This window comes from Streptococcus sp. HMSC074F05, from assembly GCF_001808725.1.
Lineage (GTDB): Bacteria > Bacillota > Bacilli > Lactobacillales > Streptococcaceae > Streptococcus > Streptococcus parasanguinis_I.
This window is the reverse complement of sequence record NZ_KV794411.1, coordinates 725,689-752,675: the sequence shown is the minus strand read 5'-3', so window position 1 is coordinate 752,675 and position 26,987 is coordinate 725,689. Positions and strand designations below refer to the sequence as shown.

General features: G+C 41.7%; 21 protein-coding genes and 3 pseudogenes. 19 read left to right on the top strand and 5 right to left on the bottom strand.

Features of this window, described 5'->3' with window-relative positions:
- The first annotated feature begins 21 nt into the window (after positions 1-21).
- The gene (locus HMPREF2685_RS07420; RefSeq protein WP_003007820.1) at positions 22-606 is read left to right on the top strand and encodes a DUF1307 domain-containing protein; all 585 of its coding nucleotides are present in this window, start codon (positions 22-24) and stop codon (positions 604-606) included.
- A 574-nt stretch (positions 607-1,180) separates the two neighbouring features.
- On the opposite strand, the gene HMPREF2685_RS07415 is transcribed toward HMPREF2685_RS07420, so the two are convergent.
- Positions 1,181-2,698: an ATP-binding cassette domain-containing protein gene (locus HMPREF2685_RS07415; RefSeq protein WP_070466169.1), complete on the bottom strand. Its 1,518-nt coding sequence runs from the start codon at positions 2,696-2,698 to the stop codon at positions 1,181-1,183.
- A gap of 258 nt (positions 2,699-2,956) precedes the next feature.
- Between HMPREF2685_RS07415 and HMPREF2685_RS10750 the strand changes: the two are divergent.
- From HMPREF2685_RS10750 to HMPREF2685_RS07375, 8 genes and pseudogenes are all read left to right on the top strand, one after another.
- A pseudogene (locus HMPREF2685_RS10750) lies at positions 2,957-4,213 on the top strand (hypothetical protein); the annotation flags it as partial.
- A 2-nt stretch (positions 4,214-4,215) separates the two neighbouring features.
- Positions 4,216-4,449 (top strand): Imm74 family immunity protein, encoded by a 234-nt coding sequence (locus tag HMPREF2685_RS07405; protein WP_024056346.1) that lies wholly within the window; start codon positions 4,216-4,218, stop codon positions 4,447-4,449.
- 302 nt (positions 4,450-4,751) lie between these two features.
- On the top strand, positions 4,752-5,099 hold the full coding sequence (locus tag HMPREF2685_RS07400; protein WP_003007812.1) for a barstar family protein: 348 nt from the start codon (positions 4,752-4,754) through the stop codon (positions 5,097-5,099).
- Between the two features lie 153 nt (positions 5,100-5,252).
- Entirely contained in the window at positions 5,253-5,921 is a 669-nt protein-coding gene (locus HMPREF2685_RS10880) for a hypothetical protein (protein ID WP_053090794.1), read from the top strand.
- An 11-nt stretch (positions 5,922-5,932) separates the two neighbouring features.
- Positions 5,933-6,238: a PTS family porter gene (locus tag HMPREF2685_RS07390; protein ID WP_024055942.1), complete on the top strand. Its 306-nt coding sequence runs from the start codon at positions 5,933-5,935 to the stop codon at positions 6,236-6,238.
- A 3-nt stretch (positions 6,239-6,241) separates the two neighbouring features.
- Positions 6,242-6,430, top strand: a complete 189-nt coding sequence (locus HMPREF2685_RS07385; RefSeq protein WP_070466168.1) for a hypothetical protein — start codon at positions 6,242-6,244, stop codon at positions 6,428-6,430.
- Entirely contained in the window at positions 6,412-6,621 is a 210-nt protein-coding gene (locus HMPREF2685_RS07380; RefSeq protein ID WP_070466166.1) for a hypothetical protein, read from the top strand. The genes HMPREF2685_RS07385 and HMPREF2685_RS07380 overlap by 19 nt, the downstream gene beginning before the upstream one ends.
- Before the next feature lie 6 nt (positions 6,622-6,627).
- Positions 6,628-7,011, top strand: a pseudogene (locus tag HMPREF2685_RS07375) (ISL3 family transposase); the annotation flags it as partial.
- A gap of 120 nt (positions 7,012-7,131) precedes the next feature.
- Here the strand turns inward: HMPREF2685_RS07375 and gshAB are convergent.
- Positions 7,132-9,396: a bifunctional glutamate--cysteine ligase GshA/glutathione synthetase GshB gene (gshAB, locus tag HMPREF2685_RS07370; RefSeq protein WP_070466164.1), complete on the bottom strand. Its 2,265-nt coding sequence runs from the start codon at positions 9,394-9,396 to the stop codon at positions 7,132-7,134.
- Between the two features lie 381 nt (positions 9,397-9,777).
- Between gshAB and HMPREF2685_RS10875 the strand changes: the two are divergent.
- The 5 genes and pseudogenes from HMPREF2685_RS10875 to trxA all read left to right on the top strand — a co-directional run.
- Positions 9,778-9,969 (top strand): annotated as a pseudogene (locus HMPREF2685_RS10875) (IS3 family transposase); the annotation flags it as partial.
- 565 nt (positions 9,970-10,534) lie between these two features.
- A complete protein-coding gene (locus HMPREF2685_RS07360; RefSeq protein ID WP_070466162.1) occupies positions 10,535-11,572 on the top strand; it encodes a M42 family metallopeptidase in 1,038 nt (345 codons plus the stop codon).
- A 395-nt stretch (positions 11,573-11,967) separates the two neighbouring features.
- Positions 11,968-13,953: a peptide ABC transporter substrate-binding protein gene (locus tag HMPREF2685_RS07355; protein ID WP_070466161.1), complete on the top strand. Its 1,986-nt coding sequence runs from the start codon at positions 11,968-11,970 to the stop codon at positions 13,951-13,953.
- A gap of 119 nt (positions 13,954-14,072) precedes the next feature.
- Positions 14,073-17,102, top strand: a complete 3,030-nt coding sequence (locus tag HMPREF2685_RS07350) for a CocE/NonD family hydrolase (protein ID WP_070466159.1) — start codon at positions 14,073-14,075, stop codon at positions 17,100-17,102.
- A gap of 97 nt (positions 17,103-17,199) precedes the next feature.
- On the top strand, positions 17,200-17,514 hold the full coding sequence (trxA, locus tag HMPREF2685_RS07345) for a thioredoxin (protein ID WP_070449103.1): 315 nt from the start codon (positions 17,200-17,202) through the stop codon (positions 17,512-17,514).
- 381 nt (positions 17,515-17,895) lie between these two features.
- Here trxA and HMPREF2685_RS07340 read toward each other — a convergent pair whose 3' ends face one another.
- Positions 17,896-19,377: an alpha-amylase gene (locus HMPREF2685_RS07340; protein WP_081103056.1), complete on the bottom strand. Its 1,482-nt coding sequence runs from the start codon at positions 19,375-19,377 to the stop codon at positions 17,896-17,898.
- A 208-nt stretch (positions 19,378-19,585) separates the two neighbouring features.
- Here HMPREF2685_RS07340 and HMPREF2685_RS07335 point away from each other — a divergent pair, with 208 nt between their 5' ends.
- From HMPREF2685_RS07335 to HMPREF2685_RS07325, 3 genes are read left to right on the top strand one after another with little or no spacing between them, the layout of a single operon-like run.
- Complete coding sequence (locus tag HMPREF2685_RS07335) at positions 19,586-21,217, top strand: M20/M25/M40 family metallo-hydrolase (RefSeq protein ID WP_070466693.1); 1,632 nt, start codon at positions 19,586-19,588, stop codon at positions 21,215-21,217.
- A 38-nt stretch (positions 21,218-21,255) separates the two neighbouring features.
- A complete protein-coding gene (locus HMPREF2685_RS07330; RefSeq protein WP_070466157.1) occupies positions 21,256-21,999 on the top strand; it encodes an ABC transporter ATP-binding protein in 744 nt (247 codons plus the stop codon).
- A complete protein-coding gene (locus HMPREF2685_RS07325; protein ID WP_070466155.1) occupies positions 21,989-23,635 on the top strand; it encodes a hypothetical protein in 1,647 nt (548 codons plus the stop codon). The genes HMPREF2685_RS07330 and HMPREF2685_RS07325 overlap by 11 nt, the downstream gene beginning before the upstream one ends.
- 193 nt (positions 23,636-23,828) lie before the next feature.
- Here the strand turns inward: HMPREF2685_RS07325 and HMPREF2685_RS07320 are convergent, their stop codons facing one another.
- A complete protein-coding gene (locus tag HMPREF2685_RS07320; protein WP_070466153.1) occupies positions 23,829-24,671 on the bottom strand; it encodes a DegV family protein in 843 nt (280 codons plus the stop codon).
- A gap of 129 nt (positions 24,672-24,800) precedes the next feature.
- On the opposite strand from HMPREF2685_RS07320, the gene HMPREF2685_RS07315 reads away from it, so the two are divergent.
- Positions 24,801-25,370, top strand: coding sequence for a TetR/AcrR family transcriptional regulator (locus HMPREF2685_RS07315; RefSeq protein WP_037599347.1), 570 nt, complete (start codon positions 24,801-24,803; stop codon positions 25,368-25,370).
- Positions 25,371-25,469: 99 nt separating this feature from the next.
- A complete protein-coding gene (locus HMPREF2685_RS07310; protein WP_070466151.1) occupies positions 25,470-26,039 on the top strand; it encodes an HD domain-containing protein in 570 nt (189 codons plus the stop codon).
- A gap of 33 nt (positions 26,040-26,072) precedes the next feature.
- Here HMPREF2685_RS07310 and HMPREF2685_RS07305 read toward each other — a convergent pair whose 3' ends face one another.
- A complete protein-coding gene (locus tag HMPREF2685_RS07305) occupies positions 26,073-26,951 on the bottom strand; it encodes a polysaccharide deacetylase family protein (RefSeq protein WP_070466692.1) in 879 nt (292 codons plus the stop codon).
- Between the last annotated feature and the right edge of the window lie 36 nt (positions 26,952-26,987).

Below are 26,987 nucleotides of genomic sequence, written 5' to 3'. Positions count from 1 at the left end.
TAAAAAAGTGAGGTATTCAAAATGAATAAAACCACAAAAATGTTAGCCGTCTTCTTGACAGCGGGTCTTCTTTTAGCTGGTTGCGCACAAAAAGAGAGTACAAAATCTACTAGTCCATCGTCTACTAAAGCGACCAGTAAAGCAACAAGCAAATCATCCGCTAAAGAGAAGACAAAAGAGTCATCAACTGATGAAAGTAAAAAAGAAGATGCACTAGCAGGTGCACAAAAAACCGTTCTCGAAACGAGTGATGAAGCAGGTAAGTCAACTATTACCTTGTATTACAAGGGAGATACCTTGTTATTACAAGAAAAAGTTGATGATTACGACGTCTCAAAAGTGCCTGGTGAGAACCCTCTTGAAACCATGAAAGAAGCCGTTGCCAAGAGCCAAGAAAAATTCAAAGATCTGATGGGCCATGGATTTGAACTAACATCAGAATACAAAGACGGAATCTTTTATATCCGCAATACCATTGATTACACAAAAATCGATTTTAATAAATTAAAAGAAATCGTCCCAGGCTTTAATCCCCTAGATGACAAAACAGTCAGTTATTCAGTAACGAAAGACAGTCTTATCAAGGGCGGAATGGTCGAAAAATAAAACAAAAAGAGAGTAGCTCAGTTTGCTGCTCTCTTTTTGTTTTAGAATGAATTCATGGGTATATTTTGGTAGAATAGGATTTAAGGAAAAGAGTATTTAAATGAGTGATAATTTTTATAGAGAGTGCAAATCATGATTTGCATTTGTACGAATAAAATCTTTAGTTGAGTAATTACAGTTAAGAAGTCCACTGACGAGTAGGAAGTATTGAGAAGATCAATCCAGTTTACTTATGCACTGATCAAACGATTCATCCCTTTTGAAATTAAAGATGTAATAGAAGAGGTTGGAAGAAATACAATTAAATATAAAAAAGAGGCTGGGACAAAAGTCCTAGCCTCTCAATTATTTTTGGATTGTCGAGCAAGACGCAGTGGTTGAGTGGGCTCTACTACGCTGATTTCATCAGCTTTTACAGCCCTACTCAACTGTGCGGAGGTGGGACGACGAAATCGAATTCTAACGAATTACCGATTTCTGTCCCACTCTCTTTTTGAGGTTAAGATGACCTCAATCTATCTGTGCCTGATGATGTATTGATCATGGTAAAACAAATCTTCGTGAGAAAGCAAGTCTACTCATTTTTTTGAATGATTAGTTCTCCAGATCTAATTTCCCAGACTTGGTCAAAGTTCTTCAGTGCTTCATTCTGTCGGTGTAAAGTAATGATGACAGCACACGGTAAGTCTAGTACTTTTTTCAATTCTGCCTCGAACTGATGAGCATCCAAGGCTGAAAAAGGTTCATCCATAATAACTAATGGACTCTGGCGGTTTTTTTCTCGATTGAGGTACATACGTTGTTGTTGACCACCTGACAGGGATTGAGGAGGTGTTGCTTCGAATTCCGCATCCTTAAACTCTGCGTGGAAAGTATTGAATAGCGTAACATTATTTTCATAACTAGAGATGAAGCTATGCTCTTGTTGCAAGATCAGGCCAAATCTTCCCCAAAGCTGATTTAGAGGAAGATCATTCAGCAAGATCTCGCCTTGGAAATCCTCATCCGTACCATTTAAAATATTGAGTAGGCTACTCTTACCTGATCCGTTCTCTCCTATGAGAGCAATCTTATCTCCTTTGTGAATGGTGGCAAAAGAAATCTTCAATGTTGATTCCCCAAGTTGTTTAGAAAGATTCTTCAATGTGATCGTTTTAAAGGAAGGCTGTGGTGACTGAATTGAAGATGGATGCTTAACAATAGTTTGAAAGCTTTTAATTACAGGTTTTACCGACTCCAACATTTGCAGATCGTAAAGGATTTCTTGAATTGGTTCTGAGAAGGCTGTAATATAACCAAAACTTGCAACCACCTCAGGGATACCAATTTGATGATGATATAGAGAGTAAGCTAGATAGGAAAAGAGAATAAGGCTAATGAATTCAAAAGAAATACCCGTCAAGAGAATACCTGTAATTTTAGTCAAACCATACCCAAGATACTTATCCTGCAAGTTTTTGAGAGAACTTCTTTGTTGCTCTATAAAATGAGGTAGAGTGAGTTTGTTAACTAGGTGATGTCCTCGGAATAGATCCTCCAAGGTACGATAATAATCACCTTGCTTTTCAAGATAGGTTTGTCTACGCTTCGCAGTCAATTGACCAACGATCTTTGGAATTTGAATACTGATGGCTGTTGAAATCAGTAGGATCAGTGCCACTATTGGATTGATCGTTTTGGTAATAATGATGGTATAAATCAAAATTCGTAGAATCTGCTTAAAAAAACTCATCAGTGGAGGTAGATAATCTTTTTCCAGTGAATCAAGATCATTAGATTGATAAGAAATGTATTCTGCGACTGTTTTCTGCTTGAAATCATGGTGGGCAAGTCCTAAAAGAGATTGAAACCAATCGTTCTTTAGATTTGTCGAAAAGAGAATGGCCTGTTTCCAGTCAAGTCGCATTTGGATGTAGTTGCAAGTCAGGTAACCTATAACTGCGATGCAATAACCTGACAAAGCTATTTGATAGTGGCCACGAATTAACTCTTGTGTAAAGTATGGAAGAAGAGCCGTACAAATATTGGACAGTCCACTAAAGAGAAAATTAAAGAAAAGATACCAGCGCAGAGGCTTAAGGTATTGAAGCATAGACGAAACTCCTTGATAAAGCTATATGAAAATATAACATAAAACTGATAATGACATAACAGCCCAGTTACATTAATGAGCAAATAGGGGCATTATTTAGAAACTTTCTTTTTTGTAAAATATAACTAAATTATAGCATATGTTGAAGTCAGTTTATTAATTTAGAAGAAGTTTGTCTATGTATTTCTCAAAAAAATTTGATATTAGGATGATTCTGTAGGCGTGTTAATTTAAACAAAAGAATTGCTAGCGACAGAAGATGCTGCGAGTGGAACCTACTTGCCTCCAAGTAGTGGATCTGATCTATCGTGGAAGCAAACAACCTCTTTAGGATGGCAAAAACGTCAAGCCATTCTGAACAAAGTGAAGAATCCGAAAGTTGAAACATTAGAAGAAAAACTCTCAAAAATGTCACGTGCTGAACTGGAGGAAGAGTATGGAGATGTGATTCAAGCCTATAAAAGGTATACGAATATGGGGCAAGGTGATGCGATCCTTGCCAAATGGGATATGAACGATCTCAAATTGTTATGGAAGCGGTATAATGAAGTAAAGGATGATCACTTAGGATTATTACCTTCAGAATTAGCCAAGGTGGACCCGAAATTTAAGAAACGTATCGATGCAATGGATCAAGAAGCGTTAGAAGAGGCCTACCCAGAACTTAAAACATTGATCTCCATGGCTCATGTGAATCCATATGCACAACTATTTAAATCTGAAACAGAACGAGCTAATTATGATTACCTACTAGACCGCTATTTCCTTTTAGATAGTCAAAAAATGCTTAGTTGGCGAGATCCTGCTTTTCAAACTAAATATGATTATTATATAATTGAAGAAGGTATTGATCCTTTTACAGGCAAACCTGCTACACAGGAAGAAATCAATCGGGCAAAAAATATCAAAAAGGTGAGAACTGTTACTGAGAGCTTCCAACTGGCAAGTACCCTGTATACCTCTTATGTAGGATACAATCAGTACTACAATAAACCCTATACAACGTTCTTGGATGTATATAGTAAGGTAAAAGGGAAAATTCCTGTCTTCAATAGGAAACCAGTAATTCCTGTTTTTTCAAATAGATATTCAAAAATAGATTTTACTCAAACTGACTTTGATGTTGAGTTAATAAGAGGTAGATTGAAAACTGATCCAGATACGGCTTTTTTCTGGTCAGGACGAACAGATGGCATTGGAGGAATGGATGTTGCGAAAAAAATAGCAAAAAATAAAGGAGGAGTTACATTAGAATCTACGATTGATGATACGAACATTGTAATGCCTGAATGGGATTTTAATACTCCTTCAAGTGTAACAGCTTGGGAGGAAGCTTCGAATGTTTACGCAGAGCAAGTATCTGGTGAAATAAGAGCTGTAGTTGGTAGCGAACTACGACCAGGAAATATTTGGGAAAACATCGAACTACCAAGATTGAAGGCCAATCCAAATGTTACTAAGGTTACAACAATAGATCCTAAAACAGGGGTAGAAAAAATTATATTCGAGAGGTAGAAATGAAAATTACAGGAACAAGATCAACAATTACTTTTGATTTAGAGAATGGTTTCCTCATAAAAGCACAAGGAGAATTGCTGATCAATAAAAAATTTGTTGTTTATAAAGATAGTATGACACAATGGGAGCCTCCTCATGAGAATCTTCCGATAACTCAAAGAGAAATAGAAAATATTATTAATACAGCTAAAAAAATGGAGAGCAATCAAACTATTCAATTAGACTTTGTATAATTATATTGTATTCTAAGAGAAATAAATCTCTATACAAGTGGTCAGGTTGTCTATCATGGGACCAAACTCCTAGGTGGAAGTGAAGAAGATGCTCAAACTGCAAACTTTATCGGGAACATCGTAGGAGGTTATGTGGCCTCCTCAGCAACCAGCAAGTTTAGTTTGAATCAACCTATTTTTTCAAATCGATATTCAAAAATAGATTTTACTCAAAACAGAAGACCATTATAAAACATTTTAAAAAAATAGAATAGAGGTTTGAAATCCTGAAAAATAGAATTCATTACATTACGAAACTTGAAATGCAAGATCGATTGCCTTTCAGTGGCTTTGTAGCAAATTTTGATGGGAAGCAGATCCAAAACAAAGAAGAACTATTTCGTTTTCTTGAAAAAAATGTCGGACTTCCTGATGCCAATAATTGGTCATCTATTACAGATTGGCTGACAGACTTATCATGGATAAAAGCTGAAGAATACAACTTTATTCTTGAAAATTATGATAGCTTCTTAAAAGATGACTTATCATCTAAAGACTTATTTTTAGAAATTTTGGAAGAAGATATTCTTCCTTGGTGGGAATGCGATGTTGAAAAGCATGTTGTTGGCAGTAAGGTCAAGAGTTTTCAAGTTTACATAGTAGAAAATTAAAAATAGGACAAAGTTTTAAGGAGCTACCTTAAGGTAACCACTTATGTTGGATATAATCAGTACTACAATAAACCCTATACAACGTTCTTGGATGTATATAGTAAGGTAAAAGGGAAAATTCCTGTCTTCAATAGGAAACCAGTAATTCCTGAGGTGAACCTTAAGGTAGATATCAATGGTAAAACTATAACAGAAACCACAAAACCTTATGATCGCGAACATATTTTACGAAATATAGAAGAAAGCAGGCTTGCGAGGGAGAGTTCAGGGTTTAAAGACTTTTCAACCACGAGGCTTCAGCCGGTAGCCAAGCCTCAGCCTGCACCTAAGAATTTAGATGTTGAGGGACCAGTAGTAAATAATATTCAATCTAAATATCCCGATTTGCAAACTTATGAATATAATTCATATACAAATCCTGGTCCACTAAATGATTTAAGAGGTCAGCCTAATGTTAATTTTTATGGGGGACGGTATGATGTTGAAGTTTTGAAGTCTCCTAAAATATTATATCGAGCTGGCGACCAAAGCAATCCGCTAGGGCAATGGTTTACAGAATCAGCCCCACATTCTGAGATAGAAGTTAGAATAAATACGGCAGTAAAACCAATTTGGACAGATCGTTCAGGAAACTACACTGGTAGCTCTCCTTTAAATACAGTTTACGAAATAAAAATACCAGCTGGCACAACAATATACAGAGGACCTGTTGCGAGTCAAGGAGGCATCTATCAAGGTGGTTTGGAATATGAACAAATTTTTATTGAAACTCCGTGGAAAATAGAAGGTGTAGAGGTTATTAGCTCAAAACCATTAAATTAGTGAGGAAAGAAATGAAACGAAAAGAATTATTAGATAATATCAAATTAATATTACCACTATTAAATCAATACAATGATGGGACAATTCATGTACAAATTTCATTTTTACAAGGATTAGAATGTGCATTGGAAAATGGTGACTCACTCCCTACAATAAGAGAAATTAAAGATATCCTTTATCCTCCAAGAGGAGGTCTATCAGACTTTTCTGTTTGGAAGAATGATTATTTGGAACGACTAAAAATTAATGAAGAAATTGAAGCCTACAATAATAGATTATGGGAGCTTTTAAATCAAATAGAAAACTTGGAATCATAGTAAATGCATCAAATTTTAAAATTAGAAGCATTTCATCAATCTCATACAAGAATTCCAAGCGGAAATGAAGATTCTGCTTTTGATGGTTTTTGGAAACCAGGAGGACAGACCTTCCCAGGAAATATGCCAGAAGGCATCATGAAAGATATTAGTACCCAAAGAGGAGAACACACATGGAACATAGTAAATTAGGCTGGGAAGATGTTATCCAGTTTGAAGAAGTAAAAGGTTATGGACAACATGTTTGGCGACATCATGAGAAATATTTTTTTGTTACAGATGAAGGGGGAATAGCTGAACAGAGGGTAGTCTATGAATTCCCATTAGAACTATTTCAATCACCCTACCAAGTTTTTCTGAGTTACTTGAAAAGTCTAACTTAATTTGACAATTTAGGCAATAAAGAAATCCTAGACAAGCTTTTGAGCTATTCAGAAGACTTGAAATACCACTATAATCTCTATCAGCTCTTGCTTTTTCACCTTCAGAATAAGGAACCAGAGAAATTTTTTGGACTCATTGAAGACAATATAAAGAAGGTTCATTCTCTTTTTCAGACTGTCTTTAAAACATTTCTAAAGGACAAAGGGAAAATCATCAATGACCTTCAGTTATCCTATTCCAACGCAAAATTGGAAGCGACTAATAATCTCATCAAACTTATCAAACGCAATGCCTTTGGTTTTCGGAACTTTGAAAACTTCAAGAAGCGAATTTTCATCGCTCTGAATATCAAAAAAGAAAGGACGAAATTTGTCCTTTCTCGAGCTTAGCTTTTCTTCAACCCACTAAAGTTGACAAAGAGCCGTAGATTTTAGGTATTTACCTTGTCTACTTAAGAGGTATCATATCATCGAGATAAAGGTGATTTGTTTGTTCCTAAGAATTAGGTTTTAGGTTTGACTTGTGGCAACTTCTGGAAAAAGCTTGTCTAGAATTTTTGGAGTGATAGCTTGTCCAGGACCTTCAGCACAATAGGTGTGAATATACATAGCGGGATTGAAGTTGAGCTCGATACAAGTGAAATGAGGTTTTTCCTTGCTAGCAGGCTGAGTTTTATCTGGAATGATGAGGTCAACCCCGCAAGCCCAGGCCCCCATGCTAGTTGCCATAGCTGCTGCCAATTCTTGGTAAGAGGAATCTATTGTCTCAGTGACATCAATAGAGTCACCACCTGTAGAAATGTTGGAGTTACGGCGGAGATTGACCTTTTTCCCTTCTGGGAGAATATCATCAGGTGCATAACCTTGCTGAGTCAACATCAATTGTTCGATGTCTCCTAGCTTAATGATTTCCAGAGGTGAGCGGTGGTCACGGCCTCGCAATGGATTGGCATTTTTCTGAGCGACTAATTCACGAATGGTGTGTTTGCCATCACCGACAACATTAGCAGCGACACGAAGGAGGACAGACTCACAACGCCCGTCCAGAATGAAGAAACGGTATTCGGTTCCTGGGATAAATTCTTCAACAAGAACAGCTGTATCTTCTGCAAAGGCAATCTCGAGAGCTTTCTTATAGTTATCAAGGCTGGCAGGCTCTTGGAAAATGGAAATGCCCAGACCGAAGTTGGTTGATTTTGGTTTAACCACAATTTGCTTGCCCTTGATAAGAGGATAGTAGGCTAGACCTTGTTCTAGACTGGTAAATTCGTCGCCGGCAGGGACAGGGAAGCCAGCATCAGCCAGGATTTTTTTGGTCACGGTTTTATTAGCCATGGCAAGAGGAACTACATAGTTGTCTTTTGAGGTCATGTTACCATTTTTGACGTACTCAACATGATCTTTATGCCAGAGTTTAAGGAATTGATCCTGCTCATCTAGGATTTCAAAATGAAGCCCTTTTTGAATGGCATCAAAGAGCAGCATCTGGGTAGAAAGTTCCATCTCCTCATAACCCTTAAGGGCATAGTGGGCAGTCCAGTCGTAATCATGATAGGCAAGCGCCTTGTCAAGGGCAAAGTCAGAAAGGGACTTGTCTTTGATATGAGGAAGAAGTTGAGCAGCTAGTGTCTGACTGGAATCTGCAAAGGCATCTTTAACTTGTTTGACCAGCCCTTGATGATAGTCACCAAGCCCAAAATGTTGCACCAGTTGGTCTAGAGCTGTCGTAATGTTCTGAGTTTCAGCTTCAGAAGGTAGAGGTTCTAAAGGATGAGAGAGGGCAATTTTTTCATTCAGCGCGTGACCTTGAGCCAGAGCCTGATCAACATTTTCAGGGGCATCCAGCCAGAGGAAGGCTAGAAGGAGTAGGTGTACGGTATCCATGGTAGTTTGGCTAATACCGATACGCTCAAAGGGGTTGAGGTCGAAGTTACGGAATTCTAGGTAGGTGATTCCCTTGTCAAGGAAGGAGCGATTAACCTTTTGTCCACGGAAACGAACAGCCGAGTAAAATTCCTTTTCCGCAATCAAATCACCTTGTTCGATATAGTTTTCGATGGCAGAGACATAGTCTTCTAGGCTTGCAAAAGATACTTGTATTTCTTCCTTATTGACATAACCATGGTCGCTGTTTCGGAAGGAACGCACGAGTTCTGGCACTTCTTGGTCGAAGAAGCCTTGCTCAGCAACAGGTGCAGCACCAAAGAGATAGGTAATCACCCAACGATAGCGCAAATAGTTCTGAGCCAGCTTAAGATAGAGGGCGTTTTTGAAAGCAATTATATCAATCTGGTCACTTTCTTGGAATAGGGCTTCAACCAAATCTTTCCCTAGTTCCATATTATAGTGGATACCTGAGATAGCTTGTAGTTTAGTTCCGTATTTTTCGGCCAAGTAGTTACGATAATGGCGTTCAAATTCATTTTCTAGTTGGGCAACTTGGATTTCTTGGGCGTTGATACGAGGAGGCATGGACAAGGGCCAGAGAAGTTCATCTTTACTGATGGAACGTCCAGCTACATCGGTAATGGCTCCAAGAAATCGACGAGCCTCAGTGGTAGATTTAGCAACTGGTGTGATGAGTTCCATCTGAAACTCACAAAAATCTGTTTGAATATAAGGGTGGAAACTTCGAGCTCCTAGGCAGGAAGGGTGAGGCGTATGTGCTAATTTTCCCTGTCTATCGACACGAAGACTTTCGCGTTCAATTCCAAAGTTAGCTTGAAGGATAGGGCTAGTAGGCTCCAGCTTTTGAAGCAGTTGATTTATAGTCATAGAATCACCTTTTCATCTAATGTTAGTGATAGTCTATTATAAATAGGAGAAGAAAACAACTTTCCACTACGGTTAAGGGGAATTTCCGAATGTTTCAGATAAGAATTCTTAAAACCAGTTGTTTTTTAGCTCTATTATATGCAAAAATTGTAAAATACCCACTGATTTTTATGTAAAATGTTATTTCTCTTGGAATTTAAATCAAATTAGCCTATACTAATGACGTATATATGAGAACGAAAGAATCCCTAAGGTCGGCACTGCACCCATAAAATGAGACACAAGAAAACACTCCTGTTGAATTCTGGTAAACTAGAAACAGGGGTGTTTTGTTATGGTCAAAAAGCATATTCAGTAGAAACTAAGCTAGCCTGTATCGAAATGAAGAAGGCAGGCAAATCAAATAAAGTTATCATGGATACCCTCAGCATCAAAAATGCTAGTCAGGCCAAGACTTGGTGGCAATGGTATCAGAATGATGAATTGTACCGTTTCCACCAACCTGTGGGGAAACAATATACTTATGGTAAAGGGATGAAACAATTATCTGAAGTAGAACAGTTACGTTTGCAGGTAGAATTACTAAAAAAGTATCAGAACTTGATAAGAGAATCGACAAAGTAAGTCTTATCAATCTAGTAGAAGAGTATAAGAAAACGTGCCCTGTATCGATTATTTTAGAATGTTTCGGCATCAAACGCTCCACCTTTTATCGCTGGAAAAAGGAGTGTAAGAATTCTCAGAAAAGAAACGAAATAGCAGATAATGCCTGTATCGAATGGTTTCACTCTATTCTCAAGTCTGAAACCTTCTATCTTAATAAGTGGAGAAACATAACTGAAGATAGTCTAACAGATATTGTCAAAAATTACATCATATTTTATCCTGATGATTATGTATTACCATTGAAATAGCCTGCGTGGAACTTGTTTAGACACCGTTAGTTGTGGACAAGTTTCTTTTTTAATTTAGGTACACTAAATGAAACTCTACCAAAATGTGTTGAAAATATAAATAGAACTCTGGCTTTCTCCTAATGCAAGTACGGAAAGAGTTGAAAAACTCCAACCTGTAACCTCTCCTCTAGCTATTCCACCTATTTCATGCTAGAATAAAGAAAAACACATTTGGAGGCATTATGAATCAGACAGTAACTTATTTGCAGGAATTGACAGCCATTCCTTCCCCGACCGGTTTTACACGGGAGATCGCAGACTATTTGGTCAAAACCATTGAAGGCTTTGGGTATGAGGTAACTCGGACTGCTAAGGGAGGCGTGAATGTGACCGTTCCTGGTGTGATCACAGACAAGCAACGCTACGTCACAGCCCATGTGGATACCTTGGGGGCTATTGTTCGCGCGGTGAAAGCAGATGGCCGCCTCAAGCTAGACCGTATCGGCGGTTTCCCTTGGAATATGATTGAAGGGGAAAATTGTACGGTCCATGTAGCCAATACCGGAAAGACCCATTCGGGGACAATTTTGGTCCATCAGACTTCTTGCCATGTCTACAAGGATGCGGGAACTGTCGAGCGGACCCAGGACAATATGGAAGTCCGTCTGGATGAAAAAGTGACCAATGAAAAAGAAAGCCGTGCTCTTGGCATTGAAGTGGGTGATTTTGTCAGCTTTGATCCCCGAACCATTGTGACAGATACTGGCTTTATCAAATCTCGTCATCTAGATGACAAGGTGAGTGCGGCGATTCTCTTGAAACTTTTGCGCGTGTACAAGGAAGAACAGATCCAATTGCCAGTAACGACCACCTTTGCCTTTTCAGTCTTTGAAGAAGTAGGGCATGGGGCTAATTCTAGTATTCCGGCTGAAGTGGTCGAATACTTGGCAGTGGACATGGGAGCTATGGGAGATGACCAAGCGACGGATGAATACACGGTATCCATCTGTGTCAAAGACGCTTCAGGACCGTATCACTACGAATTCCGTCAGCATTTGGTAGCCTTGGCAAAAGCCCAAGAAATCCCTTATAAGTTGGATATCTATCCTTTTTATGGATCAGATGCCTCTGCAGCCATGAGCGCAGGAGCAGAAGTGAAACACGCTCTTCTTGGGGCAGGGATCGAATCTAGCCACTCATATGAGCGGACCCACTTGGATTCTGTAGTCGCAACAGAGCGCATGGTCGATGCCTACCTCAAGAGCGAATTAGTAGATTAAAAATAACAACTATATTACGTAGTGGTTTAGACTGAAGAGAGAGTTGTTTTAGAAACTTTCCTAGGTGAGTACGGACGTCAGCGAACTTCTACGAAGTTCCATGACTTAGTTTTGAACCTAAGGTTTCAAAACTCCCGAGTGCCTGAAACAAATGTGTTTCAGGCACCTATCTCACAGCGGAAAGTTTCGTTATACTTTTGTTTGGATCTAAAATCAATTATTTCAATTATTATAAATCGCTATGTCATTGGATTTTAAAAGGATATGATTCTATTCAAAACTACTCTCCGGGGTAGTTTTTTAAAAAAACTAAAATTTTCTGAAAATTCCTTTTCTTCTGAAAATCTTTGTGGTATAATCTTAAAATAAACTTAAAATTTCTTAAGGAGTTTTACATGAAAAAAAGAAATGTCATTGCACTTGCGGGAGTTGCTCTCCTTTCAGCAGGTATCCTAGCGGCTTGTTCTGGTGGTTCTAAATCATCTAGCTCAAGCAACGGCCAAAAATTCTCATATGTCTATGAGACGGAGCCTGAAAACTTGAACTATATCACATCTGGTAAAGCAGCAACCCACGATATCACAGGAAACTTGATTGATGGTTTGTTTGAAAATGACAAATACGGTAACTTGATTCCATCTCTTGCAAAAGATTGGACGGTTTCTCAAGATGGCTTGACTTATACTTATAAACTTCGTGATGATGCTAAATGGTATGATTCAGAAGGTGAAGAGTATGCGGATGTCACGGCTAAAGATTTCGTCACAGGGATCAAATATGCGGCTGATAATAAATCAGAAATGCTCTACATCATCCAAGATTCTATCAAAGGCTTGAATGACTATGTCAGCGGTAAAAATAAAGATTTCTCAGCTGTAGGAGTAAAAGCAGTTGATGATCATACCCTTCAAATCACTTTGAACCAACCAGAATCTTACTGGAACTCTAAATTGACTCTTGGGATCACTTTCCCTGTCAACGAAAAATTTGTGAAATCAAAAGGGGATAAATTCGCTCAAGCAAGTGATACTAGCTCCCTTCTTTACAATGGTCCTTACATCTTGAAGAGCTTTACTTCAAAATCTTCTATCGAAATGACTAAGAATGAAAACTACTGGGATAAAGACAAGGTCTACGTCTCAGATGTAAAATTGGAATTCTACGATGGACAAGACCAAAGTAAATTGGCCAAATCATTCGGTGAAAATGCTCTTAGCTTGGCAAAACTTTTCCCAACTGGATCTGGTTACTCAGAGCAAGCCAAAGAATTTAAAGACGAAATCACCTACACTCCTCAAGATGCTGCTTCTTATGTCATTGGTACCAACATCGACCGTCAATCTTACAAACACACAGCTAAGAAGACCGACGAAGAAAAACAATCTACTAAGAAAGCCCTCTTGAACAAGGACTTCCGTCAAGCGATCAGCTTTGCCTTCAACCGTGAAGCTTATGCTGCTCAATTGAACGGAAAAGACGGAGCAAGCAAGATCATCCGTAACCTCTACATTCCACCAACATTTGTCCAAGCTGATGGTAAGACCTTCGGTGAAATGGTGAAAACACAATTGGATACCTACGGAGATGAGTGGAAATCTACTAAACTAGATGATGGTCAAAACGGTCTCTTCGATGCGAAGAAAGCGAAGGAAGAGTTTGCAAAAGCGAAGACTGCCTTGGAAGCAGAAGGTGTGAAATTCCCAATTCACATCGATATGCCTGTGGACCAAACCACTCCATCAAGAGTTCAACGGGTGCAATCTTTCAAACAATCAGTTGAAGAAGCACTTGGTAAAGAAAATGTCGTCATCGATATCCAAATGCTTTCGAAAGAAGACCTTCAAAATGTGACCCTCTTTGCACCAAATGCGGCTGGCGAAGACTGGGATCTCTCTGATAATGTTGGATGGAGCCCTGACTACCAAGACCCATCAACTTACATGGATATCTTGAAAGCTTCATCTGGTGAAAATACAAAGACTTTCCTTGGATTTGACCCAAGTGAAAACAATGAAGCAGCTAAAAAAGTTGGTCTGTACGACTTTGAAAAGATGATCAAAGATGCTGGTGCAGAAACACAAGACGTCAACAAACGCTATGAAAAATATGCGGCTGCGCAAGCTTGGTTGACTGATAGCGCCCTTGTTATGCCAACTTCTTCATCAACTGGACGTCCATTCTTGACACGTATCGAACCATTCTCAGCTCCATTTGCATGGACTGGTGGTAAAGGAAAAGACCACGTGATCTACAAAGGAATGAAACTCCAAGACAAAGCTGTGACAAGTGCTGACTACAACAAAGCCCTTGAAAAATGGCAAAAAGAACAAGCAGAGTCAAATAAAAAAGCACAAGAAGATCTTAAGAAACACGTTAAATAAGGATCGATAACCGAGGCTGATGCCTCGGTTTTTTTGTGGATCAGATGAATATCTGTTTGATATTAAAGCGCTTACATAGTATAATGGGAGTGTTGATTACAAAAAGTTAGGAGACTGACATGAAAAAGAAAACAATGGTTTCCATTGTCGCATCGAGCTTACTGATCGCGCCAATGGTTTTGCACCAAGTAGTAGCAGCAGATGAGCAGACAGAAGAGTTAACTCCATCGACAGAAGTGGTCCAAGCTCCATCTACTGAAGCAAGACCGACAGCAAGTGACACAAGTACTAGCTCTAGTGAAGAAGGGACAAGCTCAAGTGAGGTATCGCTGGATCGGGGGGCAGGTGCCAATCAAGTAGCTCCTACAAGAGAAGCCCACACAGCCCCAAGTGATCCAACTGTTCCAGTAGCAACTCCAGCAGTAACAAACAGGGAAGCTGCACCTCAATCCACTCCTACTTCAGAAGCACCGGCAACAAGTCAGGATTTGGCAAAAGTCACAGGTTCGACCCTTGCAAGTGATCAGGCTACTAAAGAGTTGACAGTGCAAGATGCTGTTAATGGCTTGCTTCAATGGGCAGCAACGGATCCAAGCCAATTGGGCCAAAGCCAAGCAGATCGGGAACGCTTTGCCAAGAGTTTAGGTTTGATTGAAAGATCAGAAGATCTGACTCGTAAGGTCAGTCAGCCAGAATTGGCCAAGATGTACGAAACAGCTAAGAAACTCTACGATGCCTATCGTGCTGAAAAGAAAAGCCCGCTCTTTTTAAATGGTCGTGCCCAGCCAATTTTCCCTTATACGACGGGAGAAAAAGAAGACCAAGACTACAAATATGAAGACAGCCAAATTGTCCGCTTCCCAGTCTATGTCGAAACGGACTACGATACCGATGCAGATGGCAAGCCAGACTTAGTCAAAGCCATTGTTCAATTACCAAAAGCAGTCGCGCAAGGTGACTTTAAGGCGGCGACCATTCTGGAAGCGCGTCCTTACGTAGCAGGAACACTCGATGAAAACTACGTGACCCTTGAAAGTCTGGGGCTTCCAACGGACGGTAGCTACGACATGAAGAAACTGCACAGCCAACCTGCAAAGAGACAGCCAGTTGGCAATGAGACGACAGTAGAAGCAGCGAAAAAAGCCAAAGCATCGGATTGGTACTACTACAGTCCCTACGAGTATATCTATGACTACGAAGATCTCAACTGGTACGACTATTTCTTGGTCAGAGGCTATGCCTTTATCTCAAGCGCTGGACTTGGTACCAAGGGATCAGAAGGATTTAACACGACGGGGTCTGATCTCGAAATCAATGCCTTCAAGAATATCATCGAATGGGTCAATGGCAAACGCAAAGCCTACACTGATAAGACTAGCAATGTCGAAATCAAGGCAGACTGGGCAACGGGTAATGTCGCAATGACCGGTTTATCCTGGGCTGGAACTACGACCTTTGGTGTGGCAGCGACAGGCGTAGAAGGCCTAAAGACCATCGTTCCAGCAGCAGGGATTGCCTCTTGGTATGATTATTTCAATAGCCAAGGAACCCAGTTTGGCAATGCGCCTTATAGTGATCTTTCATGGCTATCCCTCTACGTTAGCACGCGGATGCTGGACCAAGACGACTGGGCAGGGATTTGGCAAAACTATTCCAACTACATCAACCAATTGAACAAGGACCAGTACGCCCATGATCGCAACTACAGTGATGTCTGGAAGGAGCGGGATTATACACTTCATCCAGAAAATCTCAAGACCAGCGCCCTGATCGTCCATGGCTTGAATGATGACAATGTCAAGACCAAACACTTTGAACTCATGTACGATGCCCTCAAGAAAGCAGGACAAGATGTTAAGCTCTATCTCCACCAAGGAGATCACGTCTATCCAGCGGCTATGTCACGGGGATACGGCATCACTGCCAATGGTCAGGACTTTTATGACCTGCTCAATACTTGGCTGACCCATTACCTCTACGGAGTGGACAATCACGTCGAAAGTTTGCCAGCGGTCCTAGCTCAAAACAACTATGATCCAAGCAAGTGGACCAGCTATGATAACTGGAAGAGCAGTCAACGTCTCTTCTTGAATGCAAGCTCGAAACGCCTAGAAGAAACCATTTCTAGTGATTATGCGGCTGCAGGTGTTGAGATCGCTAACCGTAATGAAACTGTCAGCAAAGCCTCCTCTAAGGCCAATCTGACCTTCGTTTCTGATGTTACTGAGGACACTACGATCAAGGGCCACATCCCTGTTCATTTCAAGGCAGCTCTTGCCAAGGGTCAAGGAAAGAATTTCCAAATCAACGCCCTCTTGGTAGATGTGGCAGATGAGGACTTTGACGTGGTAGGAAATGGTAGCGTCAAGCAAGATAAAACGGCAGACGCTTTCTGGATGGGAAGCAATTTAAGCAACCTATCTGTTGCCGAATACGAAACCATCAAGACCAAGTACAAGGTGATTGCGAAAGGCTGGATCAACCTTGCGAACCCTGAGTCTGGCTACGATTCAGCAAGCTCTCGCGCTAGCATCGAGCCAAAAGTTGGTGAATACCACGATTACACCGTTTATCTCCAACCAAATCTTTATACGGTTAAGAAAGGTCACAAGTTAGCCCTAGTCTTTAACACCTATGACCCGTCTGATTTAACGGTGGAGCATCCCTATGAAGTAACCTTTAAGACAGATTCTATCCAGGCAGCGATTCCAATTGTCGAAAAGACCCGCGCCCAAAAAGCAGCCTATGTACCGAGTGCAACAGATACAAACTATGCGAATTTACCAGAAGTTGAAGGTGCTACTCTAGTCGCTCCAGAAGTGCACTACAAAGAAGAATATAGGCTTCCAACTCCAGAACACCGTGTCCAATCAAGCCAAACTCTTCCTGAAAAAGAACAACAGATGCAAACAGGATCAGCAAGACAAGAGAAACCTCATCATACACTAGCTGTATCCTATGGCCCTAAATTTGTTTCATATGGATTGGCAGAAGATACTCAAGAAGTGACACCTGCAGTAGGAGGAGAGCAGGTAGACCATACGCTTCCTCAAACAGGGAGCAAAGACCATTCTCTGGGTCTCTTAGGGGTGATCAGCCTAACAGCTTCTAGCTTCATCTTTTGGCGCAAAAAGAGAGAAGATGCCTAAGGACTCCCCGTAGCAAATATTTCTAAAATGGCATCTTTTAGTGTAAAATAAAAGTAGAAATGCAGAATCAGTAGTCACTACTGAAAAAGGAGGAAATATGGCACACATAATCACAGATGCAACTTTTGAACAAGAAACCAGCCAAGGCCTTGTCTTGATTGACTTTTGGGCAATTTGGTGCGGTCCATGCCGCATGCAAGCTCCAATCTTGGATCAGTTGGCAGAAGAAGTACATGAAGATGATTTGAAAATCTGTAAGATGGATGTAGATGAAAATCCAAATACAGCACGTCAATTCGGTATCATGTCGATCCCAACTCTTCTATTTAAAAAAGATGGACAAGTTGTCAAACAAGTGGCTGGAGTTCATACGAAAGCCCAATTGAAAGAAATCATTGCAGAATTGAGCTAAAAAGAAGGGAGTGGGAAAGAACTCCGACTAGTTAAAAAGAGTTCGTTTTCCCACCCCCGTATAGCTTCAACAGTCTGGGAGACTGTTGAAGGTTGTGGATAAAGGAAACTTTGTTTCCCTCATTAGGTATCTTCGGAGCTTAATAAGCGAACGAAGATACCAATCAACCACTGCGTCATACAGTTATTTCTATCAAACATCGAAGGCTGGATAATTTTTTCCAGCTTTTTTTGATGCTCTTTATTTCTTTCAAATAGACGCGATACCCATTGACAGCGCTTTCTTATAGTGCTAAAATGAAGCTGTATTTCCTATAAAATTTTTACAGGAAAAAATTCTCCTAGGAAGATGTAGATCCTAGGAGAACATTACATATAAAGGTTATTGCCCCTCTGTATTTTGGGCTACCCAGACACTGACGGAGCGCTCTGCCACTGGGAATTCGGCAGTACCGTCTTCTTGGACTTGGACGGTTTCGTTACAATTTTCTAGGACATCATAGTAGGTGAGACCTGCGTAGGATGAGCCGATCTCCATGATTTTTGTAGCAGCTTGGTTATTGGAAATCAAGCAGGCGATTGGTGCTGATTCTTCTGAACCTGAACGTGTCCAACCAATGCAATTAGGATCATCGAAGTAGTCCGTTTGTTCCCCATAGGCCAGATCTTTACGAACCCATAAGAGGCGATCGAGAACCTCTTGGAAACTTTCTTGCGCAAATTTGCCCTCGATCCCGTAGTAGTCTCCATAGAAGACACAAGGCAAACCAGCTTCACGAAGTAAGATCAAGGCATAGGCTGCAGGCTTAAACCATTCTTCAATGGTAGATTCCAAGGCTTGTCCTCGTTGGGTATCATGGTTGTCCACAAAGGTTACGGCTTCTTCAGAATGATTGAGCGCTAGTGTTCCGTCAAAAATAGTTCGCAGGTCGAAATTTTCACCTTCTTGACTAGCTCTGAAGAGATTTTGGTGGAGGGCTACGTCGACCAGGTCATACAGGTAATCAATGCTTTCCAAGTACTCATCGTTGGTTTCTGTGTCCCCATTCCAAAATTCACCAAAGACGTAGAAATCTTCACCATATTTTTTGGTAATATTGTGGATGAAATTCTTCATAAAGAAGGAGTCAATGTGTTTGACTGCATCCAGACGGAAGCCCTCAACCCCTGTCGTTTCGATAAACCATTCAGCCCATTGATCGAGATTTTCTACAACCTCGGGATGTTTGAAATCGATATCGGCGTACATGAGGTAATCGTAGTTTCCGTTTTCTTTGTCTACCAGATCTCCATGAGCCCAACCTTTGTTGTCCCCTTGGATTTGGTAGATTCCATTCTTATTACGAGAAGCATCGTAGTCCGTACCGGTGAAATGGTACCAATGCCAGTGGAAGTCATTATAGGCGCCATTTCGGCCATCAAAGGTGAATTTGGTCCATCCTTGAATGGTGAAGGGCTCAGTGAGGACCTTGTTTCGATCCATTGGATCCACCTCAACGACCTCGAATTCCTCTAAGCCATCGGCAGCAGCTTTATGGTTGAGAACGACATCGGCCATTGGTTGAATCCCTGCATCTTTGAGGGCTTGAATGGCTTGAAGATAATCGTCTTTGAAGCCATATTTGGTGCGAACCGTTCCTTTTTGATCGAACTCGCCCAAATCAAAGAGGTCATAGACTCCGTACCCAACGTCATTGTTAGAAGTAGCTTTAAAGGCAGGCGGCATCCAGACCTTGCGAATACCCAAGTCTGCTAAGTGTTGCGCATCTTCAGCAAGACGCGACCAGTGGTTCCCATCAGCGGGCAAATACCACTCAAAATATTGCATTAAGGTTTGATTTTCCATTTTTATTTCTTCTTTCATGTGAATGTCCCTATTTTACCAAAAATAGTTGGATGCGACAAACGTTTGCGCTGGAAGCAAGCCCTTTCTGGAAAAGAAATCGCATACATGAAAGAAATGAAGTGAGAATATAAAAAGTAGCATTTTATTTACGTAGAAATATCAGTCCGGTACATATATTTCTATTCATTTTATAGTTTGATCATAACAAAGGAGGATTGGTTTGAAAGTGAAAACCACCAATAGAGAGAGCATCGAAAGGATTTTTACCGAAGCCTTGGCCATTCCGAGCTTCACCAATACTGAGACAGAGCAAGCAATCGAAGCCTATCTGGATCAACGGATTGGCCAGATCCCCTATTTCAAGGAACATCCGGACCATTTTGGGCGCTATCAGGTGCCACAGGATCACTTGCATCGGTCGGTCAATTGGGCCTTGGTTGATAAGGGCAAGAAAAAAACAGTTATCCTTTTCCACCACCATGATACAGTCGATTTAGAAGACTATGGAAATTTGTCGGAGATCGCGCTCGATTCTGATCAAGTAGCAGAAGCCTTGAAAACATTGGATAGGCGACCCGATATGCAGGCAGATTTAGCTTCTGGAGAATGGAAATTTGGCAGAGGCTCTTGCGATATGAAAGCAGCCTTGGCCCTGCAATTGGGAGTTCTGGAAGCCTATGCAGCAGCTCCCTCAGAAGGTCAGGTCAATCTGCTCTATCTCTCTGTTGGAGATGAGGAATCCTATTCACGTGGGATGCGAGGAGCCTTGGGCCTCCTCACAGATTTGCAGGAAACCTTTGATCTCAATTATGTATTAGCAGTGGATTCAGAACCCTTTGAATCAGAAGTAGGAAAAGAAAAGGTCCTTCACATTGGCACAGTCGGCAAACTCATGCCGGTCGTTGTGGCGCAAGGTGTCTTGTCCCATATGAAGGAGCCCCTCAAAGGGATCAATGCCTTGTCGCTCCTAGTAGCCATCGCAAGCCAGCTAGATCTTCATCCCGATCTGGCAGATCAGGCCTTGGGAGAAACGTCTCCCCTTCCTTCTTGGTCCTATCTCAGAGATTTGAAGGAGCAGTACGATGTATCGACCGTGCTGTATGCGGCTGGTTATTTCAGTGTGTTGCATTTGAAGAAAACACCCCAAGAGCTCTTGCAACGAATCTATGAGCTTAGTCAGGAGGCCTTGGACGCCTTCTACAAGAAGTATGAGCACTTGCAGGATCAGGCTGGCCAAGAACATATTATTGCAAGGCCAAGAGTCATCACCTATCAAGAACTAGAGGAACGTTGCCAAGCCTTAGAGGGCTACCAAGACTTTAGAGAAGCTTCTAATAAAAAAGCGGAGCAAGATTTTCGTAATGGGACCAGCTACCAGGGCCTTGCGATTCAGCAAATCCAGCGACTCCTTGAGTTTCTCGGAGATAAGGATCCTATGGTGGTTATTGGTTTTGCGCCCCCATATTATCCTTCCATGAACTGCCGCTTTTTAGACAATACCGATTTCAATATCGTGTCCCTCATCACTGATTACCGCGAGTATCTGGACCAAAGAGGTTACCTCTTGAAAGTGGAAGAATACTTTATGGGGATTAACGACACCAGTTATTGTGCCTTGGAAAAGGATGTGGCCTCTTATCAAGTCGTCCTAGATAGCCTAGCTACACCAGCCCAGGTCTATGATCTGGATCTGGAAAAAATTGCTCAAATTCAGGTTCCAGCGGTCAATCTAGGCCCTTGGGGCAAAGAATTGCATAAGCGAGGAGAGCGGGTCTACAAAGAAGACTTCTTGGAGACCATTCCAAACTATCTGCTAGAATTGCTCTACCATTTCGATGATCGCTTATCAACAGAATAAGAAAAACGGTCCCAACGAGGATCAATTAGGGAGTTAACATGATTACATTTCACGGAGTTACCAAAGATTACGATGGGCACATTGCCCTCAACCACTTGGATCTGACCATCGAAGATGGACAAATTGTCGGCTTGATTGGTCACAACGGAGCTGGAAAGTCAACGACGATTAAGAGCCTGGTCAGTGTCATCACCCCAACCACTGGATCAATTGAAGTGGATGGTCAGGACCTCTATAGCCATCGACTGGCGATCAAAAAGAAGATCGGTTATGTGGCAGATTCGCCAGATCTTTTCTTGCGTCTCACAGCCAATGAATTCTGGGAGTTGGTTGCGACCTCTTATGATATGAGTCAGAAAGACTGTGATCAACGATTAGAAGAGCTTCTTACGATCTTTGATTTTCAGAGCCACCGCTATGAAGTGATTGAATCCTTTTCACATGGGATGCGCCAGAAGGTCTTTGTTATTGCAGCCCTCTTGTCAGATCCAGATATCTGGGTCTTGGACGAACCCATGACCGGTTTGGATCCACAGGCTTCTTACGATTTAAAACAAATGATGCGTCAGCATGCGGATCGGGGCAAGACGGTTATTTTCTCTACCCACGTCTTAGAAGTGGCTGAACAACTCTGTGATAAAATCGCCATTCTTAAAAAGGGAAATCTCATTTTCTATGGGACGATCGAGGAATTAAAGGGCCAGCACCCCGAAAAAAGTCTGGAAAGTATTTATCTCAGCTTAGCGGGTCGTAAGGAAGAAGGTGGCGATCATGCGTCTTAAGATTATCCAGCAGCTTGTCAATGTCAATATCATCTATGCCAGTCAGCCCGCTCAGATCGCAAAATTACGTGCCAAACAGGCCAAAAAACCAGACGTCAAACTCAATGTCGCCCGCAAATCGGTGCTCAACTACCTCTTTTTAGGATTAGTCTATTTCCTCATATTTGGCTTGCTCTTTAGTATCTATGATTTTGTCCACCAACCAGCCTTCTTTGTCAATATGGTGGCCCTCTTTTCCTTGATGACCATTTCCCAAGGCTTTATGAGCTTTTACAATGTCTTTTATGAAAGCAAGGACCTCCAGTTTTACCGGCCCTATGCCTTCTCAGATGCGGAAGTCATTGCTGGAAAGAGTATCTCTGTCATCCTGACCCTCCTCATGGCTATCCTTCCCCTGGTCAGCTATTTTCTGATCCTGCCTGTGCAAGCAGGCGGCTTTAATCCGTTAGGGATCCTGCTAGGCCTCTTTTGTGCCTTGATTCTCTTAGGAGTTCTCTTTTTAGCGACGATCATCCTAGCTCATTTGATCACTAAGACCCTCTTTTTCAAAAAACACACGACCCTGGTCTCCAACATCATGGTCGGAATTGGTTCCCTTCTGAGTCTAGGAGCTTATCTCTATCTGAATCTAGTCCAGACCCATCGGGTAGAAGTGACAGGGGGCGCAGATATTCCCATTCTATTTCCACCTTTTACTGCCTTTCATCAGTTCATTCTCCATCCTTTTGATGGAGAAGCGATCCTTGGCCTTCTGGGCTGGATCCTGCTCCTTCTGGTCTTGATCGGCCTGGTTCGAAAAATTGTGATCCCGCAGTTCTATGATGCAGCCCTTGCAGTTGCGACCAACCAAACCGTCAAAGAGCGCGTGAAAGTGCTCCATGTTGGTCAGAAAGATTCCTTTAGGCGATTTGTCATTCAGTATCATCGCAGACTCTTGAGCGATGGAACCCTTATGGTGCAAGTCCTCTTGATGATGAGTATTCTGCCATATATTTTCCTCCTCAGTGGAGCAGCAGGAGCGTCTAAAAATATAGGAGGACTCAGTTCTTACTTGACGCCCCAGTATCTGGTGCCACTGACCCTTGTTGCCATCTTGATCGGTGTTTTCAACAGTTTTGGAGGTTTGACCAGTATCGGTATTTCGCTGGAGCGCGAAAACTTTGAGTACCTGAGATCGCTCCCTATTGATTTCAAACGCTATCTCTTCATGAAGTTTTGGTTGCTCTATCTGGTGCAATCCATCCTTCCTGTCATTCTTCTAGTTGGCGTTTGTCTCTATTTTGGCGTCCATCCCTTGGCTATCCTTGCCATGTTACTGATCTGGATCGTAACCACCATTCCGATCTGCATTCGAGACTATGTCAAAGATTTTCAGAACTTTAGCACCAATTGGACCAATATCACGGAGTTGATGACCCGTCATCGTGGGAATGCAGTTCTTCAGTCTATTCTCTTGATTGTCTTTCTCTTTGTGATGTTTCTTTTGATTATTGTCAGCTTCATTTGGACCTATCATTCCGTCAGCACCCTGCTGGCTGTGATCCTTTATTGTGTCATCCTGTTAATTGGAGCAGGCATCAGCTACACCATCTACCGCAAAAAAATCCGCACTCTCTACCAAGAGATCGGAGAATAAAAATAGAGAGTGGGACAGAAATCGGTAATTCGTTAGAATTCGATTTCGTCGTCCCACCTCCGCACAGTTGAGTAGGACTGTAAAAGCTGATGAAAGCAGCGTAGTAGAGCCCACTCAACCACTGCGTCTTGCTCGACAATCCAAAAATAATTGAGAGGCTAGGACTTTTGTCCCAGCCTCTTTTTAGTGGTGATTAAATTTCATAGCCCATGAGGAGGCCGCCTTCTTCGGCGTAGAAACTACAAAGTCCAGAAGTAGGAAGGACTTCGATCATTGCATGGGCAAATTTTTCACGAACCAATGCAGAGAATTGCTCGATAAATTTTTCATTGTTGCGGTGAGCGATGGTGATATGACCGCCAGTATACCCCGCCTTGATCAATTCATCAAAAGCAGCCTTGATCGCTTTCTTTTGGCCACGAGCTTTCTGGAGCAACTCAAGAGTACCGGTCTTACTAGCTTCTCCGACCATACGGATATTGAGGAGCCCGACAACAGTCCCGATCAATTTGCTGAGACGCCCATTTTTGACCAGATTATCAACCTTGGCCAAAACAAAGAGCAACTTCGTCTTAGACTGATAGGTGGTGATCACATCGACAACTTGATCAAAATCAAGGCCTTCAGCGACCAACTGATTGAGCTTGCGAACGATTAGGTCCACCTCACCCCCAGCTGATAAGCTGTTAATGACGTGGATATTGGCATTTGGATGCTCTTCTAGATAAATCTTCTTGGCTACCTCGGCACTATTGTAGCTACCTGAAAGGGTTCCAGTGATGGTCACAACGACAATATTTTCAGCCCCTTCAAAGGACTTCATGTAATCATCCGGACTTGGGCAGGCAGACTTAGATGCAGTCGCAGTCGCATACATCTCCTCCATCATCTGATCAATATTGAGTTGGGCATCATCTGTATAGATGGTATCACCCACTTGGATGGTCAGTGGGACACTGACAAACTCCGTATCTGGTGCCAGGTTGTCCAAAGAGCGGTAGTCACAGCCTGAATCCGCAATAATTTTCCATTTCATCAGTTCATACCTCATAATTGTATAAAAATGTACATTGACAAGTAGATTGTCTTCTTTTACAATTATATCATGAAGTGCAATGCTATCCAAGCAGATATCATCAGGTGAGACAGATAGAAAGTAAATGTTATGGCAGAAAGAAAAATATCCGAGAAATCCTTGGAAAATCTCAAACGATTTAACCAAGAAAACAATGCGATTACACGAGAATCCATCGAAATCTCTCTCCTGCAACTATTGGAGAAAAAAGATCTGAAAAAGATCACCATCTCTGAGCTGGTTCAGCGTGCTGGGGTCTCTCGCGCGGCCTTTTACCGCAATTATGGATCAAAAGAAGAGATTCTAGAGTCTATCTTTCAATCTAGTATCGCAAAGATTACCAAGTCTTTAGATGGCTACAACCTCAAGACAGATCTCTACCAAGTCTGGGTCTATCTTTTTAAGGAAGTTAAGAAAGAAGCTAAGATTATCAGCCTGGCCATTGATTACAATTTTGAGCGACTCTTGACCAAGGCAGTCTATGACTTTTTAGAGAAACGAAATGGCAGCTCCTCAAATGGCGCTGGCAGCTACCTCAATTCTTTCTGGAGCTCAGCTATTGTCTCTGTCATCTCCAAGTGGATCAAGGATGGCATGAAGATCCCAGCTGAAAAAATCGCTACGTTAGGTCTCCCCCTCTTTCCACAAAAGAAGAAGTAAGAACCACCGAGAGGTGGTTTTAAAGTAAACTGCGCCTCTCCATAACTAGTTCAAATGAATAGATAAAACTGAGCACAGATTGAACAAAGGACAAGAACGATGATCGAAGAACGAATTTTTGCTGCTAAGCAGTATGTGAAAACCTTATTTGCTGATCGATCGGATGGTCATGATGTAGAGCATACCCTCCGCGTCTATAGCAATGCTATGAGAATCGCACAAGCAGAAGGTCCATGTGATCTGGAGATAGTGGGCTTGTCAGCTCTTCTTCATGATGCTGATGATGATAAATTGTTTCAAACAGAGAATAATGCGAATGCTCGCATGTTTCTAGAAGAGATCGGTATTCCTCAAGACCAAATCGACCAGATTTGTCGGGTTATCAATGCTGTTTCTTTCAGTAAAAATCGTGGTAAACATCCAGAAACCTTAGAAGGCAAGATTGTCCAGGATGCGGACCGCCTAGATGCGATAGGAGCTGTAGGAATTGCGCGAACTTTTTCCTATGGTGGCCACAAAGGGAGGTCTCTCACTGATACTGTCCAACATTTCTATGACAAGTTGCTCCTCTTAAAAGATGAAATGAACACGGAGACTGCAAAGCAAATAGCAGAAAGTCGCCATCAATTTTTAATCACCTTTCTAAAAGAACTAGAGAAGGAACTCTAACAAAAGCCCCCTATCTCAGATAGGGGGCTTTCTTTATTCTTGGATCATGGCTAGGAGGTCCTCTCCTGTAGTGGTTGGAAGGATCCGGACTCGTTTGAGGGCATAGAGGCCATCAGCTGAACTGGCGAGTCCATTTTTAGTGGTGAGGCCTAGTTTGTAGTCAGCTTTCTTGGCTTGGTCGATTGTAACCTGGCTGTAGCGACCAGATGGGTAGACGATAACGCTAGTATTTTGATCCAGCACCTTATCCAGCAGGCGTTTAGAAGCGACCAGCTCATTCTTTTGGGTTTCAAGACTGGAATTGGCTAGGTCTGGATGATTGACCGTATGGCTTTCAAAGGTCAAGCCAGCTTTTTTCATCTCTTTGATTTGGTCAAAGGTCAGGACATTTTCTTTTTCTTTTTGTGTAAAGTCCGTGATGATATTGTTGGTGGCGGTCATCTTGTACTTCTTAAGAAGCGGATAGACGATGGTATAGAAATCCTCGACGCCATCATCAAAGGTCAACCAGACATATTTCTTTCCTTTTGGCACTTCATTTTTTGCGAGGATGCGATAGGCTTCCTCAGGCGTCAGGGTGTAGTAACCCGCTTTTTTCAGGGCCTTTAGTTGGCTTTCAAAGGTTTCTGGATCGACAATCAGATTGGCATTGGCAGCTTCAGACTCGGCCATATTGTGCACGGAGTGGTACATGAGGATGGGCAGTTTAACCGGCTTTTTCACTCGGGTCCACTCGATAGAGGAACTGTGTTCATCTAGCGAGCGCGTCACGGCAGTACCACTGGTATTTCCGTCACTCAGCTGAGTGATCCTTTTGATCAGAAGAAAGCTACAAATAAAGATACAGACCAAGAGGAGTGCATTGATTCCAAGTAGGACTTTGATTTTTTTAGGTACTCTTCGTTTACTCATAGTGTCACCGTTTTCATCATTTTCTCTATTGTACCA